The following is an 18,602-nucleotide window of genomic DNA, read 5'->3' as shown; positions in this document are numbered from 1 at the left end:
CAAATGGAAATCCAGAAAGAAATTATAGAATTTGAAAAGGGGAAATCATTCAAACTTTTTGCGCCTTCACTGAAAAATTGTTTTTTCTGGCATTATCATCCGGAGATAGAATTGGTTTATGTAGAGGCTGTCAATGGAATCCGGCACGTCGGTAAAGATATTTCAGGTTTTACAGACAGTGATCTTTTACTGATTGGCTCAAATGTTCCCCATCTTAATTTTGACTATAGAATTCAAACCGAATGCAAACAGTTGGTCCTTCAAATGAGGGAAAATTTTCTTCAGGATATTATTACTCCCGTCCCTGAATTTGGTACTATACAACGTCTTCTGGAGCGTTCTTACCTGGGATTTTCTTTTTCTGGTGAAACAAAACGACAGGTTGTAGAAAAAATGCACCGTATGATGAATCGTGGAAATTTTGATTCTTTGATAAGCCTCATTGAAATCTTACAGATCCTGGCTGGATCAGAAGAGGTAAAAGAACTGAACAAAGATGACACCAGAATCAAATGGTTCCTGAATGACAAAATTAGAATGGGAACGATCTACGATTATATTCACGAAAATTATGATAAAAAAACCAATGTCAATCAAATTGCAGAAATAGTAAGTCTAAGTACTCCTGCTTTTTGCCGTTATTTTAAAAAACAGACGAATATGACATTTACCGATTTTGTAAACAATTACAGGATCAATCAGGCCAGAATATTTTTACTGAAAGATTCTTCAATAACGGAGGTGTGTTTCCAGGTTGGTTTTGAAAGCTTATCTTACTTCAACAAATTATTCAAACAACATGTGGGAGAAACGCCATCGGAGTTTAGGAAAAAGCATTTGGAGAAGATTGAAGGATGATTTTTTTGGGAAAAAGGCGAAAAGGCTGAAAGGCAAAATTGCTGAATTGTTAAACTGTTAAATTGTTAAATTGTAAAACTGGGAAGATTTCTATGTTATTGGAGATTTGTATTTTTTATCCAAATCTTTTAGAATTTGATAGTTTCTCATCTTTTACAAAGGCTTTCATCGCATTCTTGTCATTCCTTAAGAATCCCTGCAAAGCAGTAAAAAATAAATTTAAATTTTAGTAAGGGTTCTCGATACAAAATTATATTTCATTTCATTACAAATAATTTCACTCGAACTGACGAGTATTCGTGTGTTTATCAAAATAGGTAATAAAAAAAATCGCTCCAAAATTGGAGCGATTATATTTTTAGTGAATATGTTTTTCAGCGTGGTAAGAACTTCTTACAAGTGGTGAACTTTCAACATGTCTGAACCCTAAACTTCTTGCAAAATCACCAAATTCATCAAACTCTTCAGGTGTAATGAATTTTTTTACAGGTAAATGTTTTTTTGTAGGTTGTAAATACTGCCCCATGGTAATAACATCAACATTTGCATTTCTGATGTCTTCAATCGTTTGGAAAACCTCATCTCTTGTTTCTCCCAAACCAAGCATAACGCCTGTCTTTGTTCTTCTCTGTCCGGCTTCCTTAAGATATCTTAATACCTCAAGACTTCTTTCATACTTCGCCTGAATTCTTACTTCTCTTGTCAAACGTTTTACCGTTTCCATATTGTGAGAGATCACTTCAGGTGCTACATCTATCATTCTGTCAAGATGTTTTGTCAGACCCTGAAAGTCCGGAATCAAGGTTTCCATTGTAGTTCCTGGAGAAATTCTTCTCACAGCGTTTACAGTTTCTCCCCAAAGTATAGAACCCATATCTTTCAAATCATCACGATCAACTGAAGTAAGTACAGCGTGTTTGATCTTCATTAATTTGATAGAACGTGCTACTTTTTCAGGTTCATCCCAGTTCACATCCATCGGTTTTCCGGTTTTTACACCACAAAACCCACAGCTTCGTGTACAGATGTTCCCCAAAATCATGAACGTTGCTGTTCCTTCACCCCAACATTCACCCATATTCGGGCAGCTTCCACTCTGGCAAATTGTATTTAATTTATATTTATCAACCAAGCTTCTCAGTTCTCTGTAATTCTTTCCGGTAGGAAGTTTTACGCGAATCCACTTTGGTTTTTGAACGGTAGTGTCTTGAACTAAATTTTCCATTTCTAAAATTGAAGTTCAAAGTTAAGGAATTTTTAATGGAAACCATCTAATGAAGAAATTGATGGAACATATAATTAAAAATATAATTGTAAATTGACCCCACCAAATTTCACCTATGAGAAGTACTTTCTGCCTATTATCGTTATTATTCAGTATCATCTGTTTTGCTCAAAAAGAATTTCAGCCTCAAGGTTCTGAAATAATTGAAACAGCAGATGGCGATCTGGATGGTGATAAAATACCTGAAAAAGTAATTGTTTACAATACAAAGGACACTACGGATATGGGTAACATTCGTGAAATTCAAATTCTTAAAAAAGCCAATGGCAAGTGGACTGTTTTAGAAAAATCCAGAAATGCCGTTCTGGAAAGTAAGCACGGAGGAATGATGGGAGATCCTTACCAGGGAATCACTATAAAAAAGGGCATTTTAGAAATTACTCAGGCGGGAGGAAGCAGCTGGAAATGGGGATATACAGACAAATACAGATTTCAAAATGGCCATTTTGAATTGATCGGTCACTCTTTAAGCTATGGAAGACCCGGAGATTACTGGGCTGATATGGATTATAATCTTTCCACAGGACAACTTATTTACTCTAAAGAAGTAGAAGGTAAAGACAATCCTGATAATGGAAAGTCGGAAAAAGAAACAGTGATCAAAAAAGACTGGAAAGTGAACCTACAAAATAGAAATTCGAAAGACAGAACTTTTATATTTCCAAAAACAAAAGCAGAATTTCATCTGTAATCAGTCTTCATCAAACTCATTGTTTTTCAGAAGCTCGGCTAATACTTTTTTAGCACGCATTACTCTTACCTTGGTATTGGCAACGGAAATACCCAATTCCTCAGCAATTTCTTTAATACTCTTCTCTTCAAAGAATCTCAGCTTGATAATATCCTGATAATTGGCATCTAATGATTCAATTGTTTTAATGATCTTCTTTTGCTCCTCATTGGAAATCATCAGTTCCTCAGGTGATTTTGCAAACTGGTTTTTTACTTCATCAAGATTTTCGGTGGGGTCTTGATTTTCACGACTCCTTTTTCTCCAAAAATCAATCACAGTATTCTGAGCAATGGTTAATATCCAGGTCTTAAACTGAAAATGAGGATCATACATATCCAGTTTAGTCAAGACTTTTGAGAAAACATTCACTGTAATCTCGTCCGTATCATTCTCATCCCTTACTTTTTTCATCACAAAAGAAAACACATCCACCCAAAAAACATTAATGAGTTTTGTCTGGGCTTTCTGATCTTTTTCTTTAGCCTTTTGAATAAGTGAAAATAACTGTTCGTCGTTCATTACTAACAAATATAATTTATTTTTAGGGAAATGGCAATAATGTAAAACTGCAGATTTGTTGATTTGCACAATCGTGAAAAGGCTGAAAAGCAAAACCGTAAAATTGTAAAATCGTGCAGTCATATAACTGTTAAATTATCAAATTGCTACACTCCGGAAGAGAAACCATGGAAGGGCAAATTTACCAATCTGTCGTATAGTTCTCTTGCCTCTCAGCTTTTTTGCCATTTTGCAATTTTACGAATCTACAGTTTTACAAATCAACAAATCTGCAATTTTGCCTTTTCGCTCCCTCCACATACACTCCATACCCATGAATTTACTATCTTTGCACAGTTAAATTTTAAAGAAAATTATAATATGAATTCCTTTATTGAAGAATTAAAATGGCGTGGTCTTTTTGCTGATATGATGCCAGGAACCGATGAGCAACTGAATAAAGAGGTAACGACTGCGTATATTGGTTTTGATCCAACCGCTGATTCTTTGCATATCGGAAGTCTTATTCAAATCAAAATTTTAGCACACTTTCAACAGCATGGCCATAAGCCTATTGCTTTGGTAGGAGGTGCCACAGGAATGATCGGTGATCCTTCGGGAAAATCGGCGGAGAGAAATCTTTTGGATGAGGAAACTCTTTTACATTATGTTGATTGTTTAAAGAAACAGCTTTCAAATTTTTTAAATTTTGAGGGAGATGGTCCTAACAAAGCTGAATTGGTAAATAATTACGATTGGATGAAAAATATCTCATTTTTAGATTTTGCTAAAAATGTGGGTAAAAACATCACTGTAAATTACATGATGGCAAAGGATTCTGTAAAGAAAAGATTTTCTGGAGAAGCCGGAGCTGATGGGATGAGTTTTACAGAATTTACTTACCAGCTAATTCAGGGATATGACTTTCTTCACCTATACCAAAACAACAATGTAAAGTTGCAAATGGGAGGTACTGACCAGTGGGGAAATATCACTACAGGAACCGAATTGATTCGTAGAAAGGCTCAAGGTGAAGCTTTTGCTTTAACCGTTCCTTTGATTACGAAAGCAGATGGTTCCAAATTCGGAAAATCTGAAAGTGGTGAAAATTACTGGTTAGACAAAAAAAGAACTTCTCCTTATAAATTCTACCAGTTCTGGTTGAATGCTACTGATGCTGATGCTGAAAGATTCATTAAATTCTACACATTCCTAGCTAAAGAGGAAATCGAAGCTTTAATCGAAGAGCATAAAACAGCTCCTCATGAAAGAAAACTACAAAAGAAACTTGCAGAAGAGGTGACCGTTTGGGTTCATGGAAAAGAAGAATATGAAAAAGCTCTGAAAGCTTCTGAAATTCTTTTTGGAAGGTCTACTGCTGAAGATCTGGTAAGTCTTGATGAAGAGATTTTCCTTGAAGTTTTCGATGGAGTTCCTCAAAAAGAAGTAGCAAAAAATGATGTTTTGGGAATCAATATTGTTGATCTACTTTCAGAAAAATCAGGATTTTTAAAATCAAAAAGTGAGGCACAAAGAGAAATCAAAGGAAATTCAATTTCCATAAATAAACAAAAAGTAGACGATACATTTACAGCAAACGAAACAGATCTTATTGACGGTAAATTTCTTTTACTACAGAAGGGAAAGAAGACCTACTTTATTCTTAAAGTTCAATAATTATAAAATATAAGAAACCCCTTTGGCTAACCAAAGGGGTTTCTTTTTAAAATAAACTGACCATACTTATTTTTTGATAATTTTCTTTATCTGTGTTTTCTCATTTTTCAGGTCAATTTTCAGATAATAAACACCACTTAACAATTTAGATATATCGATCGTACTTATTCCTTTAAATTCTGAAATTTTTCTACCCTCTGCATCGCTTAATTCAATCTTATCAATTATTTTTTCATTTTTTACAGTGACAAAATCAGAAGTTGGATTAGGGTAAATCACCAAAGATTCCATATCCTTAACTTCCCCGGTTCCTAAAACAACACTATTATTGGTATACTGAAATCTTGAAGGCAATGGCTGTACAATGGGAGACAACAAATTACCCACTGAAAATACACCAATCACTTCTCTGTTATTTTTATACCAGCTGTATGTTGTAATCTTTGTTGTAGAAGTCGGTACCCCACTTGTAGTGATCGTAATTGTACTTTCTTTTTTTATTCTTAAAACATTAGAGTAAGTTCCAGCCGGAGTTTTAATGGTACCATATCCATCTGCCGTAATAATGTCATTTGTATTTGTTGTAACCCCATTAATTGTTGAAGAAGAGGTATCAGCAAACGAGTTCAGATAAGTAACTGGAAATTTAAGTTGAATGGGTGTATCAGTGTAAGTTAGTGTGAAATTAGTAGTGTTGTTTCTAGCTCCTAAATGTTCCAATTGCACGGTATTAAGCTTCAGTAAATTTTTATCCGCACTTTGATTCCCTGCATTATCTAAAACAGTTACATATTGATTAGCTTGTGGAAAAAATGTACATTCCGGAATACCAGGACAGGTACCATAAAACATTCTGTATATTTCGTTTGTACCGCTTATGTTTGTAAAATCCCATGTGATATTGGAACCTCCATTTCCTGGTGCATGCATTCCCTGATTAAAAGTAAACGCTGTAAACTGAAAGGTTCCGGTAATCATATCTGCACTGGTAATTGTGGGCTGCGCTTGTATTTGTACATTAAAAAAGATACAAAAAAAGACAAAAAGTAAATATTCTGTTTTCATACTTTAAATTTTAATTAGTGATTTTTGCTATTTCATCTTGATCTCTATAATTCCATCGTCGAAGCTTTCAATATTTTTATCTGTAAAAATATTCTTTGCATTGGGCTGTATATTCTCTAATAATTTTTCCGAGCTTCCTGAATGCATTACTGTGATTGTAGACAATGAAGAGTTATACTTCATACTGGTATCAGATACCCCTTTAGATCCTAAAATTATTTCGTTAAGCTTTTTCAAGTTACCAAGATCTATGTTGGAAATTTTCACAAGGGTTGTTTTATTGTCTTCGGTTGCCTTCACGGTATTCTGCTTGTTCTTTTTACCAAATAATGAACTTAATTTTCCGCCTGTTTTAGAAGCTTTATCTGCTGTATTTGAGGCATCATCAAGTTTGCTCACTGCCCGGTCAATTTTATCTAAAAAGCTTTGCGCTTTTATTGTTGAAATGCTTAATACTGATAAAGCAAAACTCATTACTACAATTTTTTTCATGTTATTTATTTTTAAGGACTTAGTGTTAAGTGACTGAGTATTGTAGAATTCTCAGTACAAATTTTGCTAAAGGACAGCTCAAAAAAAACACAACCCCAGAATATTTTATAAAAAGCAACAGAACTTTTTATAAAAAGTAAGTTTAAAAAAATAATATAAAACAATAATTATCAACCAATTAAATCAATGATTAAGAGATCATATTATTCATTATGATAATTATAATTTTCAGTAAACATTAATTTCTAATTTTATATTGTTGTATAACTGAAAAAAAATTGAAAAAAAGCAACACTAAATGAAAACTAAAATCAAATCTACTTTTAAACAATTAACTAGAAAAAAATTACAGGGTATTATTGCCGGGAATGAACTCGTAGAAGATCCTACATATGGTAATGGGGGTGGTACTAATAACGGAGCTGGTTCAGGAAATGTCATCCTTTTATGCCCGGACCCAAGATCATTGGACTGTTCATCCTCCTAAAGTTCATAATAAAATACGAATTGAAATATAGAGGAATCAAATCCAATATCTGAAATCTATAAATATTAAATTAAAAAAAACAAATATGGAAACTCAATTAAAAAATGGTTTAAAAAAACTTTCAAGAAAAGAGCAGCTAAAAATTATTGCTGGAACTACCGAATTAAACGGAGGTACAAATGGAGGTGGTACAAACAATGGTAGTGGCTCAGGGAATGTAGTAGGTCCCTGTACACGCATCATTATTACAGAATGTGTCTATCAGGATAAGTGTACAAAAGAATACACCAGAATTTGCTAAAACAGTAATGTAAAATATGTATTCATCAGAAATTTATTATGTTACGCATTTTCGGCATTCAATTTTTCAATATATTGAAACGGGGTAACGCCCGTTTTTTCTTTGAATGTTCTGGCAAAGGATATCCCGCTTTTATAGCCTACAATATCTGCTAATGCCTGAGTAGTATAATTTCTTAATTTTTTATCTTGAGAGAGAGCATTCAGTATATAGTTAATTCTTAATTCATTGGTATATTCACTGAAAGTCTTTTTCATGTATTTGTTAATCGTCTGCGAAAGATAGGTAGTATTGGTTCCTAATTTTTTAGCTGCAAAAGCTTGATTATATTCATTTTTAAGATAAAGCTTTTTGTCTTCCAACTCCATAAGTTTCCCCATGATCTCAGCCTCTTTTTCATTGCTTATTGAAAAATTATTTTTGTTTTGATGACTATTCAAAGTGTTATTTTTTACTTGCAATAATAGATCATCAAGACGCTGTTCAACATTCTTTTTCTTTTGCATCTGAACGAGCAGATAGCCAGTAATACATCCTATCAATAAAATCAAAGCAATAATAATAAACGTACGACTTTTAAGAATAGAAGAACTTTTATTGATCTCATCATTCAAATTCTTAGAATTGATTTCTTTATAGATATTTGCAATATTCTTTCTCTCAATTTCAGAATTCTCTTTGTATAGCTCAATGAATTTATTATTATAAAACTCTACAGAATCCCTTTTTCCTTCTTTTAAATAAATTTTCGATAAATAATCCTGAGCAAATATATAATCTGTATTTACAAGAGAATCTTTTTCAACTAAATGAGACATTTCCAAAAAATGAAGTTTCGATTTTGAATAGTCTTTTGATTCGTAAAAATTAACGCCTAAATTATATTTAAGATTAAGAATTTCATCTTTAAACTCTAAAGCTTTATATATATCTAAGCTTTTTAAGTAATACTCAGTCGCTTTACTATAGTTCTTTTTTTTATTGTTAAGCGTTCCCAGCTTTAAGTAGGTAACTGCAAGCAATTTTTTATCTTTTGTAGAATGAAGAAGTTGATTAAAATTCATCAATGCACTATCTGCATACTTTTTATTCTTCTCAGTATCTGAAATATATTTATCAGAATATAAATGGCCTAAATTGGAAAATACAGTATTGTAGATAATCTCAAAATTTTCCTTCTCATAAAGATTTTTATTCTTTTTTAAAAGCCCTAGAACCTCATGTGTTTCTGTAATAGCATCATCGGTTTGCTTGATATTAAGTTTTACAAAAGCAATATTTCCTTTGATTTTTATATGTTGCCGAATATCATTATTCTTCTGGGCAAAATAATCTGCCTTTATAAATTTTTTCAAAGCATCATTCGGAAGTTGGTTAGCCATATCAGTATTTCCCAAAATATTGTATATCTGGGAGAGGCTCGAATAATTCCCTTCCTCTTCAGGAATTTCCTTTAGATAAACATTAATTTTTGAAAGATAATCTTTGGAATCCTGATCCTTCCCCGTAATTGTCAATAAATATCTTTTTGCCGAATAAGCAAATGCCTGATCTGCGCTATTTTTTGAAGAAAAAATCTTATTTACATAAATGAGTGCACTATCAACTCCAATTTTCTGATAGATAAAGAACTTATCTTTATAAGACTGTATATCCTTTTGATTCTGAGGAAACACAGAAGAAAATATCATTAAAAATACAAAAACAGTAATTCTTTTCACCATTGATTTTTCTAACTAAAGTTGTATTCTAATATACTTAAATTTATTCTTTAATTAAAAAAAACAAATGGTTAATAACCTCAATTTAAACCCATTCACTATAAAATGATTATCTTAATTTAAAATAAAAGCCATGAGATTTCTCACATGGCCTTACCACTAAATAAAATATCGGTATGATTAGAAACTATAGCTAGCCGTTGCAGAAAGAACTGTTCCACTTGCTGTTGCCTCTTTTTTTAATTCGCCATCTACAAAGACCTGTACTTTCAATGTAGAAGTTGCATTAGCCCCTGTGCCGACTACTCCTCCGTTTACCATAACAGCTCCCGCAGGAACAGTAATTTCAGGACTTGACCAACTAGTTCCGCTAAGGCCTGTTGCTTGTGTAATATTAGCATCATATCCGTATGCAGCATTAGATATATTGCTTCCTGGAGATGCCTGTGCTTTAAAAACTACTTTATGGCTAGTTCCCGAACCACCTCCATTATTATCGTCATCATCATCATTGCTACATGATGATATAAATCCTAAAAGCACCGTCGCAACCATTGCGATAAAGGCTCTCTTTAATCTATTGTTTAACCACATTTTTTTCATAAGTTTTTGTTTAAATATTCTACAATTGTTCAATTCTATGATTAGCTGATTTGGTATCTACAAAACTATTCCAGTACAAAGTGATTATCAATCCTTAAAAAACAGTAATTATTTCTACCTAATCTCAGGTATTTTCAGAGCTAAAATTTTTAAGTACATTGGATGACATATAATAAAAAATACTTAATTACAATTAAAATTCATAAAATTGAAAAGAGTTAGCCTTGTACTAAGCATTTTATTTTCACTGGCATTGCGATCCCAGCAGATTATGCCGCTTAACGAAAAGTCTTATTTGGACAGTTTGCAGAATGTTATGCAATCGAAAACGGATAACCAATCTAAAGCAAAGGCTTCCTTCCTGCTCTCTACTTATTATCGAAATATAGATTCAGTCCTAAGCAAAAAGCATTTGGAAACAGGCCGGTTATTGGGAAAATCCGATCCATTAATTTCTGCACAGTACTTTTATTATGAAGGCCAATATCATGCAGACCGTAATAAGGAAAAAGCTTCTGCATCTTATTTGAAAGGAATAGAATTATTAACCAAATTCAAAAATAAAGAATCAGATCTACTACAGGCAATGTCCTGGTTTGGTTATGGTCTCGCTCAAAAGAATAAAGAAGGCTACCCATTCTTAATAAAGATCATGCTTGAAAAAAGCATTCCCCTTATTGAAAAATATGAAAACAGCAGAAACTTAGGCTTTGAGTATACCCAGCTAGCTCTCATGTTTACCTATAATGCAGAATTTAAAAAAGCAGAAAACTATAACAGAAAAGCCCTGGAAATTCTTGAAAAAAATGCTCCTAACTCTTCTGAATTATTCTTTACTTATTTAAATATTGCAAGTAATTTCTTTTATCAGGCAAAAGGAGATATGGGGAAATCTTACCTTGATAAGGCAGAAAAGCTCATTCAACCGTTTCCGGATTCTTCGTCCAATTCGTATTATTTTTATGGTAAGGCTTTATATTTTATTACAAAGCAAAAAAACGAGGAAACCTTGGCCCCTATTGAAAAAGGGCTTTATTATACTAAAAAATTTCATCAGAATTTACTCACTCAGATGTTTTATCTGAACAAATATGACATTCTCCGAAAGCAGAAAAAATTTCCGGAAGCAAGGGATTTACTGAAAAGTATATTGAACGAAAAAACCCTGATCATTGATGCCAGTAACAGAAAGACCATCTATCTTCAGTTATCAAGCATTAATGAACAAATGGGGAACATCAAAGAAGCATTGGCTTGGCAGAGAAACTATTCTAAGCTCAACGATAGTTTAAATTCTGAAAATGTAAAACTGGAAATCAATAAACTGGAAACAAAATACAATACTGCTGACAAAGAGAGAAAAATTGCCAATCTCAACAGTGAGAAAAAGCAGAAAGAACTCGAAGTAAGCAGAAAAAACTCCTATTTATGGGGATTAAGTTTGATATCACTCTTCTTTATAAGTCTTGCCATTCTTCTGTCTATCCTCTACAGAAATAACAGAAAATTATCTGAGCAGAAAGAAATTAACCTTCAGCAAAAGATAAGTGATATCAAACAAAAAGAAGAGCTTACTCTTACAAAAGCTATTCTCGAAGGTGAAGAAAGAGAACGGGAACGTATTGCAAAGGATCTGCACGATGGGCTTGGAGGAATGCTGGCTGGGGTAAAAATTAATTTTTCAACATGGTCTTCAAGTAACCTGGCAGGCGAAAAGCATGAAGACTTCTATAAGATATTAGGGCAATTGGACAGTTCAGTCAATGAATTAAGGCATATTGCCCGGAATTTAATGCCGGAGTCTTTATTAAATTTCGGACTGGAAGCAGCACTTCATGATTTATGCGAATTTTATACAAGAAAGAATCTGGAAATCGATTTTCAACCTATTTGCATCAAAAAAGATCTTTCTCTGTCCACACAGCTTAATATTTACAGGATTGTACAGGAATTACTGGCTAATGCAGTAAAACATTCAGGAGCTACAAGTATTCTGCTACAATGCTCACAAACCGGCAAAGCTTTTTTCATAACAATAGAAGACAATGGAAAAGGGTTTCAGAAAGATCTTATAAAACCTACAAGTATGGGACTTCAAAATATCAAAAACAGAGTTAATTATCTCCAGGGGAAAATGGAAATTAATTCTGACAATGAAGGAACAAGTATCAACATTGAACTCAATTCTTATGAAATCTGATATCGTTAAAATTGTTATTGTAGATGATCACCCTATCGTTATTGAAGGGTTAAAAATGATGCTTAAAAATGAGCCTTTGTTCTCCATTTCTGAAAGCTTCATAACCGGATCAGAAACGATAAATTTCATTACTCACAACAAAGCAGATATAGTTCTTTTGGACATTGCCCTGCCGGATTCTAATGGCATTAATCTTTGCAAAGACATCAAAAAGATATCCCCAAGCACTTCAGTTATTATGTTCAGTAACAGATCCGAGAGAAGCATTATTATGCAATGTATTCAAAATGGTGCCAGTGGTTATTTACTCAAAAATACGTCTATTGATGAATTGGTAAAATGTATAAAAGGAGCACTCTCCGGGGATATTGTATTTTGTAATGAGATCAAGCAGGTCATAAGCAGACCTTCCCAAAATGAATTTACAATTCCCAGACTGACAAAGAGGGAAAAACAAATTTTACAACTATTAGCCCAAGGTAAAACCAGTGGAATAATCGCTGACGAACTATTCTTAAGTTCCTTAACGGTAGATACACATCGTAAAAACTTGCTGCAAAAATTTCAGGCTAAAAACTCCATTGAACTGATAAGTCTTGCCTTACAGCAAAATATAATCTGAACCAAAATAAGAAAACCGCTTGTAAAAGCGGTTTCTCTATAAGTAAATTTGATTTTTTTATAATTCTAAGAAGTTATGAAAAACAGCTACACTTAAAACTCCTTTACCTGTAACAGTTTTGGTTTCAGAAATTTCTCCATCAATCCAGATCGTAACCGTCAGTTTAGAATCATCGTTCGGCATATCAGCATTAGCGGAAAGGTTTAACTGAGCCTGGCTGGAGTTCACAAAAAACTCACCACTTGTCCAAGGCAAAGGAAGTGGAGTCAATACGGTATTATACATTGTATTTGATGTCGTTCCAACCTGAGTTACAATGGTTTTTGACACTACATTGGTAGTACCTTTCACTTCAAACTGAATAATGTGATCTTTAAATTCCTCATCGTCGTCATCTTTTTTACAAGAATTGAGAACAGAAATTGCCGAGAATAATACGATGAATAAGAAAGAGAGTTTAAATAAACTTTTTGATTTGTAAAATTGCTTCATTTCTCCAAATAGATTTTTTAATGTTTCAAATATAGGTTTTTTATCAATATAAAAATAACTTTCATGAAAAACTTTCAACAAAAAATTCCAAACAATATCAAATCAGCAAAAAGATAAATTGCCTTAAATTTCAGTAATTATCTCTGTTTTATATTTATTATTAAGCCTGCAAAGATTCCATACTTAAAGATTTACTAATTTGATTTATTAATTATCTTTGCAGTATGAATTTAGATTATATCGTAAGAGAACCCGAACATATTAGTCCTAAAACCCCTATTCTTTTTATGCTTCATGGCTATGGAAGTAATGAACAGGATCTTTTTAGTTTTAGGGAAACTCTTCCAAATGATTGGCTTATTATAAGTTTCAGGGCTCCAATGGAAACTCAGTTTGAAGGATTTTCATGGTACGATATTGATTTTAATAATCCTGAAAATTTCATAGATATTGATCAGGCAAAAGAGTCTCTCAGTTCCGTTTTAGAAAATATTCTTAAAATTATAAATCATTATGGTCTTGTTGAAAGCAGGGCTCATTTATGCGGATTTAGCCAGGGAGGAATCCTTTGCTATGCATTAGCTTTAAAATATCCTGATTTATTCAGCCGTGTGGCATGCTTAAGCAGTTATCCTGAAGAAAAACTCTTAGAAGACATTGTCAGGGATAAAAAGAAACTGGAACAGCTTAGATTTTTTGTTTCGCATGGCACAGACGATGCGGTTATTCCTTTAGAATGGGGAAGAAAAGCCGCAGATTTACTCTATGAACTTAGTTGCTATTTTACTTTCAGGGAATATATGAGTGGACATGGAGTCAATCAAAAAAACTATATTGATTTGATGGATTTCTTTTCAAAGTAATTTATTAAAATCTAACTATAACAATTAAATCATTATAAAATACATAAACATTCTCAAAATTGAGAATGTTTTTTTATTCCAATTACCAATAAATTGACTATATTCAGTAAATGAAATTTAAGCATTTTATTTGGTTTTTATGTTTAAGCATTTTTATAAATGCTCAAAACTCTTTTGAAATTAAAGATGCTAAAAAAACTGTTATTCCTTTTAAACTAATTAATAACCTCATCTTTATTCCCGTTAATATTAATGGAGCTGAACTCACTTTTTTATTGGACACCGGAGTAGCGGAAACTTCAATATTCAGTCTTGAAAATAAAGAATTAAAACTGACTACACTTGAAAAAATAAAATTTTCGGGGTTAGGGGGAAACGCTAGTGTAGATGGATTTCGTTCTGATAATAATATCGGGAAAATAGGAAAAAGTTTCATCAACTACTCTCTAAGCCTTTTCATCATCGTCAATCAGGATTTTAATATCTCCTCACATGTTGGTATACCCGTTAATGGAATTATTGGATATCATTTTTTCAAAAATCATCCTGTTTCTATAGACTATATCTCAAAAAAGATCACGATCTATAATGATAACGACCTTTTTAGAAAAAAAACCAAAAAATTTGAAGAGCTTCCTATTACTATTGAAAAAAACAAACCCTACATTGAGGCAGATGTAGAAATGACGAATGAAAAGAAAAGTTCCAAATTACTTATAGATTTGGGCAATAGTGATCCTATATGGCTTTTCCCTACACTCATTAAGGATTTTGTCTATAACCGTCCCAATATTGATGATTTTTTGGGAAGAGGATTCAATGGTGATGTGTATGGGAAGAGAAGCAGAATTCATAATTTCTATCTTGGAGATTTTAAATTTGAGAAACCCCTTACTGCAATGCCTGACGAATTTTCTATTCAGCATGTAAATCTGGTTGAAAACCGAAGAGGTTCCGTGGGGGGAGAAATTCTTCGTCGTTTTACCGTAGTTTTTGATTACCCTAGCCAAAAGATATATCTTAGAAAAAACAAAAATTATGATGACCCTTTTCACTTTAATATGAGTGGTCTCGACTTTCAGCAGGATGGATTGTCGTGGGAAAAAGATTTTGTTTCTCTTGAAACGGGTAAAAGTAAAGTGGGTAGTGAAGTAGAAGTTATTAATAATAATTTACAATACAAATTTGTTTTAAAACCTTTATTTTCGATTGCCGGAGTTCGAAAAGATTCCCCTGCCGATAAAGCAGGTTTAAAAAAAGATGATAAAATTATTACGATTAATGGAAGAAAAACCATCGATATGACTCTGGAGCGCATTATAGAATTAATGAAATCTGATGAAGGAAAAAACATTACCATGGTCATCAAAAGAAAAGATCAGGAATTGACATTAAGCTTTTTTCTGGAAGATCCAATCCCTTATCAAGACTAATATGAAAACGGAAGAAACGACCTTAGACAAAATACGAACACGACCAAGGTTCAAAATGTTTACTCATCTAAGCAAAGAAGAGTATGCTGAAAACCTGAGCAAATATCTCAAAGAACATAAAGGTGAATTTTCAGGTAATGTGAATAAAGAGGTCGCGACTATCTGTGTCGAAACAAAATATGACAATTACTGGAAACCCAGACTTTCTTTACGTATAGAAGCTGAGGAAGACGATATCGTGATAAGAGGAGTATTTGGGCCCAGCTCAGCAGTATGGACTTTCTTTATGTTCCTTTACTTCTCATTTTCAATCCTATGGATGACTTTTTTCACCATGTACTATGTAGAAAAGCAGATTAAAAGCTATGAGTTTCCCTGGGCCTTAAACGCTTCGTTTCTGATGTTGATTTGTATTGCAGCTACTTACGCAGCTGCAAGATTTGGACAAAGCAAAGCTAAAGATGAAATGCAGAAGCTCAGAAAATTTGCAGAAGAATCTACCCTGCAATTTGAAAAGAAAATCTAAGGTGCTAGAATCTCAGGTTTCTTTGCAGGTTCCTGAATTTCCATGGCCTTTGCAGCTTTAAGAGAATCTGCCACTTTTTCTCTGTTATCCTGCTCTTTTATTATTTTTTCGATATGAGGTTCTATCAGCTTATTCATTTCCTCCACAGAAATATTATTGGCATTAGGATCATCTAAAAGATTTCTCCACGGCTTTCTATGCCCCCATTTATAATCTCCAAAAACCATCACAGCCGTTCCTTTTGCCTTTGTAGTTGCTCCTCCTGGATTTAAGATCCATGTATCAGCATAAGAATATAACCACTGAGCATCATTCTTCAATAGCCTTAAACATGAATGTGAAGCAGGATAACCCGGTAAATCATACTGATGCCAACCTATTCCTCCTGTATTAAAGATATTGAAATTATAAGGCAGCTTCCACTCACTGCTTACCGTAGAAATTGATAATTTCTTTTTCCAGTTTGCAAACGTTAATCCCCTTGTTGTTTGTGCCGCTTTTTTACCCATACTCGTTGGGCCCCATTTCACGAGACTCCCATTGGAATATACTCCATAAGCCTGAATAGGATAGGAAAAAACAACAAATTTTTTCACGTTACTCAATACATCCAACTGCATTGGAAAAGGTGAATAAGACATCAATGTGGTGTCAATTTTCGCAGGAACTACCAGGGTATCTGAGTTCCATTTATTTTTAGAATCCAATCTGTTTAAAGCTAAAATAGCGTATCGCTCCCTTTCATTATATTTCTTACTGAATACCGAATATATGGAGTCACGCATCTTTTTATCTTTCGGTAATACAAAAGCATTATAGAAGCCATTTTCCTGCATTGCCGGAGGTACAGATTCTTTCCTGACGACAGAGTCCTTTTTTACAGAATCTGTTTTCGCTATCGGCTCCTCTGTAGTCGCCGTATCATTACCTATCGTATCATTAATTTTTTCAATTTCCTTTTTACATGAAACCAAAAATAAAACCAGCACTAGACTGAATAAAAAAGATTTTTTCACAAGTATGTTGTTCATAAATTTAAAAGGTCCTTAGTTTTTCCTATTCAGTGCAAATATCAGACCTAAAACCTAATAATCATAATGCTGATAAAAATTACCGTAAAAATACGGAGTAAATAAGAGCTCTACGACTTGTATCAGGGGGATACCGCCATTTTTTGACCAGTAATAAACGTTATCCGTGGGATCTCATTTTTTTCATTTGTTTGTTGTCTTTGAAGAGGATTCCCTTTATAAATTTCATAGTTACATTTTCCGTTGTTCTGAAAAGTTATTTTCTCTACTGAAAAAATATCCTTAGGAACATTAGCTCCATACCATAGCTCATCAGGCTTCTGTTTCCAGGTCACTTCATAAAGTACTGCCCCTTCGGGATATTGGGAAGCCGAATTATTTTTGGCATATTTTTCAGCTATCTGATTTCCGTACAATGTAGACATTGTGCTGTCTTTTGGCTGAATAGAAGATGTGATCGGAGTCATAAGTAATGGATTCTCTGCCAGCCCATCGTTTTTCTGAACAGAAGCTTCTTTATTAAGGTTCTCTTTGGAATCCGAATGACAAGACAATACAGCTACCAGAACCAGACTTAAATAAATTATAATCTTCATTTTTATTTTATTTTTTTAAGTTGTGAAATAAGGTATAAAGGGGATGTAAAAACATAATCCTGATTTTTCGTGGGCTGATGGCATTCTACACACTCTTTGTCAAAATCCGAATGATCACCATAAGGTTTAAGGTCACTTCCTTTCCATCTGCCCCATCCCCATCCTTTGGTTTTCGAATATTTTTCTGCATTTTTCACCATGAATTCCACCTGAATAAATTCTCCTGTTGATATATTTCCATCCGCATGAACCTCTTGTTTCCAGGCCGTTTTAGCGAAAACGGTTCCGTCAGGCCATGGATTGGTATGTTTTGTTTGAATAGCCTTCACTGCAATCTCGTTTCCGAAAATAATACGCATTGTTCCATTATCGAACCGATCCGTTGTGCTTATAGCCTTCCATTCTCTGTAATTTGGGATGTATTGTAACCCATTTGGAGACGGTTTTATGTCAGAATATTTATGATTACTATTCACCCACTCCTTATATTGCTTTTCAGCCTTCTGAACTTGAATACTATCCGTCATCTTTCTTGGAGAAAGAGATAAAGCGTATTTTTTTAAAACCTGAATCTGTTCGTTATTAAGTTTAGCAGATGAATGTATTGCAGCATAACTTGGTAAGGGCATTTCTCCTGACAGTACTTTATTAATGGCGTAATAAATCGTAGAATTCTGTTGCGCCTTCGGCCATGTTTTCCACTTCGAAAAATCCAGAGCCTTCCTTCCCTCTTTAATATGCGAAATGACAAAAAAATTAGCGGGAGTCAACTGATCATACCATTTTAAGCGAGCCTCGGAAGAGTGGCAGTCAAAACACGAATTTTTTATGATGGCATTCACTTCTTTCGGAACATTGTCTAAGTTTTGAGCAGGTACTCCATAATTAACCTTTTCAGGACGAAAAAACTGAATCAAAACAAATACAATCAATAGGATTCCAAGTATTTTAGTATTTCTTTTCATTATAAATCGTTTTATAGTTTATTAAATATTACACTTCAAAATTACTAAGAAACAATGCTTTGCAAATCTAACTCATCCTTAAAGGGGAAAAATTGGCCGTTAAAGGCGAATATATTCTTCCGAATAATGATTATTTTTGGTCAAGGAATATTTC

At 33.4% G+C, this 18,602-nt stretch carries 20 protein-coding genes; 10 read left to right on the top strand and 10 right to left on the bottom strand.

All coding sequences use genetic code 11. From position 1 onward, the window contains the following. Positions 1 to 3 precede the first annotated feature (3 nt). A complete protein-coding gene (locus tag CEY12_RS20120; RefSeq protein WP_089029357.1) occupies positions 4 to 858 on the top strand; it encodes an AraC family transcriptional regulator in 855 nt (284 codons plus the stop codon). Positions 859 to 1,216: 358 nt separating this feature from the next. Here the strand turns inward: CEY12_RS20120 and lipA are convergent, their stop codons facing one another. Continuing rightward, a complete protein-coding gene (lipA, locus tag CEY12_RS20115; protein ID WP_089029356.1) occupies positions 1,217 to 2,083 on the bottom strand; it encodes a lipoyl synthase in 867 nt (288 codons plus the stop codon). Between the two features lie 115 nt (positions 2,084 to 2,198). Here lipA and CEY12_RS20110 point away from each other — a divergent pair, with 115 nt between their 5' ends. Next, positions 2,199 to 2,834 carry a hypothetical protein gene (locus tag CEY12_RS20110; protein WP_089029355.1) on the top strand — a complete coding sequence of 212 codons (636 nt, stop codon included), beginning with the start codon at positions 2,199 to 2,201 and terminating at the stop codon, positions 2,832 to 2,834. Here the strand turns inward: CEY12_RS20110 and CEY12_RS20105 are convergent, their stop codons facing one another. Beyond that, positions 2,835 to 3,395 (bottom strand): RNA polymerase sigma factor, encoded by a 561-nt coding sequence (locus CEY12_RS20105; protein WP_089029949.1) that lies wholly within the window; start codon positions 3,393 to 3,395, stop codon positions 2,835 to 2,837. Between the two features lie 360 nt (positions 3,396 to 3,755). On the opposite strand from CEY12_RS20105, the gene tyrS reads away from it, so the two are divergent. Next, a complete protein-coding gene (tyrS, locus tag CEY12_RS20100) occupies positions 3,756 to 5,051 on the top strand; it encodes a tyrosine--tRNA ligase (RefSeq protein ID WP_089029354.1) in 1,296 nt (431 codons plus the stop codon). Positions 5,052 to 5,117: 66 nt separating this feature from the next. Here tyrS and CEY12_RS20095 read toward each other — a convergent pair whose 3' ends face one another. Further along, positions 5,118 to 6,116, bottom strand: coding sequence for a T9SS type A sorting domain-containing protein (locus tag CEY12_RS20095; RefSeq protein ID WP_089029353.1), 999 nt, complete (start codon positions 6,114 to 6,116; stop codon positions 5,118 to 5,120). A 27-nt stretch (positions 6,117 to 6,143) separates the two neighbouring features. Further along, positions 6,144 to 6,608, bottom strand: coding sequence for a hypothetical protein (locus tag CEY12_RS20090; protein ID WP_089029352.1), 465 nt, complete (start codon positions 6,606 to 6,608; stop codon positions 6,144 to 6,146). Positions 6,609 to 6,906: 298 nt separating this feature from the next. On the opposite strand from CEY12_RS20090, the gene CEY12_RS20085 reads away from it, so the two are divergent. After that, positions 6,907 to 7,095 (top strand): hypothetical protein, encoded by a 189-nt coding sequence (locus tag CEY12_RS20085; protein WP_089029351.1) that lies wholly within the window; start codon positions 6,907 to 6,909, stop codon positions 7,093 to 7,095. A gap of 85 nt (positions 7,096 to 7,180) precedes the next feature. Beyond that, positions 7,181 to 7,396 (top strand): hypothetical protein, encoded by a 216-nt coding sequence (locus CEY12_RS20080; protein WP_089029350.1) that lies wholly within the window; start codon positions 7,181 to 7,183, stop codon positions 7,394 to 7,396. 41 nt (positions 7,397 to 7,437) lie between these two features. On the opposite strand, the gene CEY12_RS20075 is transcribed toward CEY12_RS20080, so the two are convergent. Both CEY12_RS20075 and CEY12_RS20070 read right to left on the bottom strand, forming a co-directional pair. Next, a complete protein-coding gene (locus CEY12_RS20075) occupies positions 7,438 to 9,120 on the bottom strand; it encodes an AraC family transcriptional regulator (protein ID WP_089029349.1) in 1,683 nt (560 codons plus the stop codon). A 177-nt stretch (positions 9,121 to 9,297) separates the two neighbouring features. Then, positions 9,298 to 9,720, bottom strand: a complete 423-nt coding sequence (locus CEY12_RS20070) for a hypothetical protein (RefSeq protein WP_089029348.1) — start codon at positions 9,718 to 9,720, stop codon at positions 9,298 to 9,300. 208 nt (positions 9,721 to 9,928) lie between these two features. Between CEY12_RS20070 and CEY12_RS20065 the strand changes: the two genes are divergently transcribed. Both CEY12_RS20065 and CEY12_RS20060 read left to right on the top strand, forming a co-directional pair. Beyond that, positions 9,929 to 11,920 (top strand): ATP-binding protein, encoded by a 1,992-nt coding sequence (locus CEY12_RS20065; RefSeq protein ID WP_157676863.1) that lies wholly within the window; start codon positions 9,929 to 9,931, stop codon positions 11,918 to 11,920. Then, positions 11,910 to 12,542 carry a response regulator gene (locus CEY12_RS20060; RefSeq protein WP_089029346.1) on the top strand — a complete coding sequence of 211 codons (633 nt, stop codon included), beginning with the start codon at positions 11,910 to 11,912 and terminating at the stop codon, positions 12,540 to 12,542. The genes CEY12_RS20065 and CEY12_RS20060 overlap by 11 nt, the downstream gene beginning before the upstream one ends. 57 nt (positions 12,543 to 12,599) lie before the next feature. Here the strand turns inward: CEY12_RS20060 and CEY12_RS20055 are convergent, their stop codons facing one another. Beyond that, positions 12,600 to 13,034, bottom strand: coding sequence for a hypothetical protein (locus tag CEY12_RS20055; protein WP_089029948.1), 435 nt, complete (start codon positions 13,032 to 13,034; stop codon positions 12,600 to 12,602). A gap of 224 nt (positions 13,035 to 13,258) precedes the next feature. Here CEY12_RS20055 and CEY12_RS20050 point away from each other — a divergent pair, with 224 nt between their 5' ends. The 3 genes from CEY12_RS20050 to CEY12_RS20040 all read left to right on the top strand — a co-directional run bounded on the left by CEY12_RS20050 (position 13,259) and on the right by CEY12_RS20040 (position 15,856). Beyond that, positions 13,259 to 13,897 (top strand): alpha/beta hydrolase, encoded by a 639-nt coding sequence (locus CEY12_RS20050; protein ID WP_089029345.1) that lies wholly within the window; start codon positions 13,259 to 13,261, stop codon positions 13,895 to 13,897. A 110-nt stretch (positions 13,898 to 14,007) separates the two neighbouring features. Beyond that, the gene (locus CEY12_RS20045; protein ID WP_089029344.1) at positions 14,008 to 15,330 is read left to right on the top strand and encodes a PDZ domain-containing protein; all 1,323 of its coding nucleotides are present in this window, start codon (positions 14,008 to 14,010) and stop codon (positions 15,328 to 15,330) included. 1 nt (position 15,331) lies between these two features. Beyond that, positions 15,332 to 15,856: a hypothetical protein gene (locus CEY12_RS20040; protein ID WP_089029343.1), complete on the top strand. Its 525-nt coding sequence runs from the start codon at positions 15,332 to 15,334 to the stop codon at positions 15,854 to 15,856. On the opposite strand, the gene CEY12_RS20035 is transcribed toward CEY12_RS20040, so the two are convergent. The 3 genes from CEY12_RS20035 to CEY12_RS20025 all read right to left on the bottom strand — a co-directional run bounded on the left by CEY12_RS20035 (position 15,853) and on the right by CEY12_RS20025 (position 18,448). After that, a complete protein-coding gene (locus CEY12_RS20035) occupies positions 15,853 to 16,887 on the bottom strand; it encodes a L,D-transpeptidase (RefSeq protein WP_089029342.1) in 1,035 nt (344 codons plus the stop codon). The genes CEY12_RS20040 and CEY12_RS20035 overlap by 4 nt on opposite strands. Positions 16,888 to 17,009: 122 nt before the next feature. Beyond that, complete coding sequence (locus tag CEY12_RS20030; protein ID WP_089029341.1) at positions 17,010 to 17,483, bottom strand: cytochrome P460 family protein; 474 nt, start codon at positions 17,481 to 17,483, stop codon at positions 17,010 to 17,012. Positions 17,484 to 17,485: 2 nt separating this feature from the next. Continuing rightward, positions 17,486 to 18,448, bottom strand: a complete 963-nt coding sequence (locus tag CEY12_RS20025) for a heme-binding domain-containing protein (RefSeq protein WP_089029340.1) — start codon at positions 18,446 to 18,448, stop codon at positions 17,486 to 17,488. Between the last annotated feature and the right edge of the window lie 154 nt (positions 18,449 to 18,602).

Source organism: Chryseobacterium sp. T16E-39 (genome assembly GCF_002216065.1).
In the GTDB taxonomy this organism is placed as follows: Bacteria; Bacteroidota; Bacteroidia; order Flavobacteriales; family Weeksellaceae; genus Chryseobacterium.
Note: the sequence above shows the minus strand (reverse complement) of the source record. Positions and strands in the feature narration are given on the sequence as shown.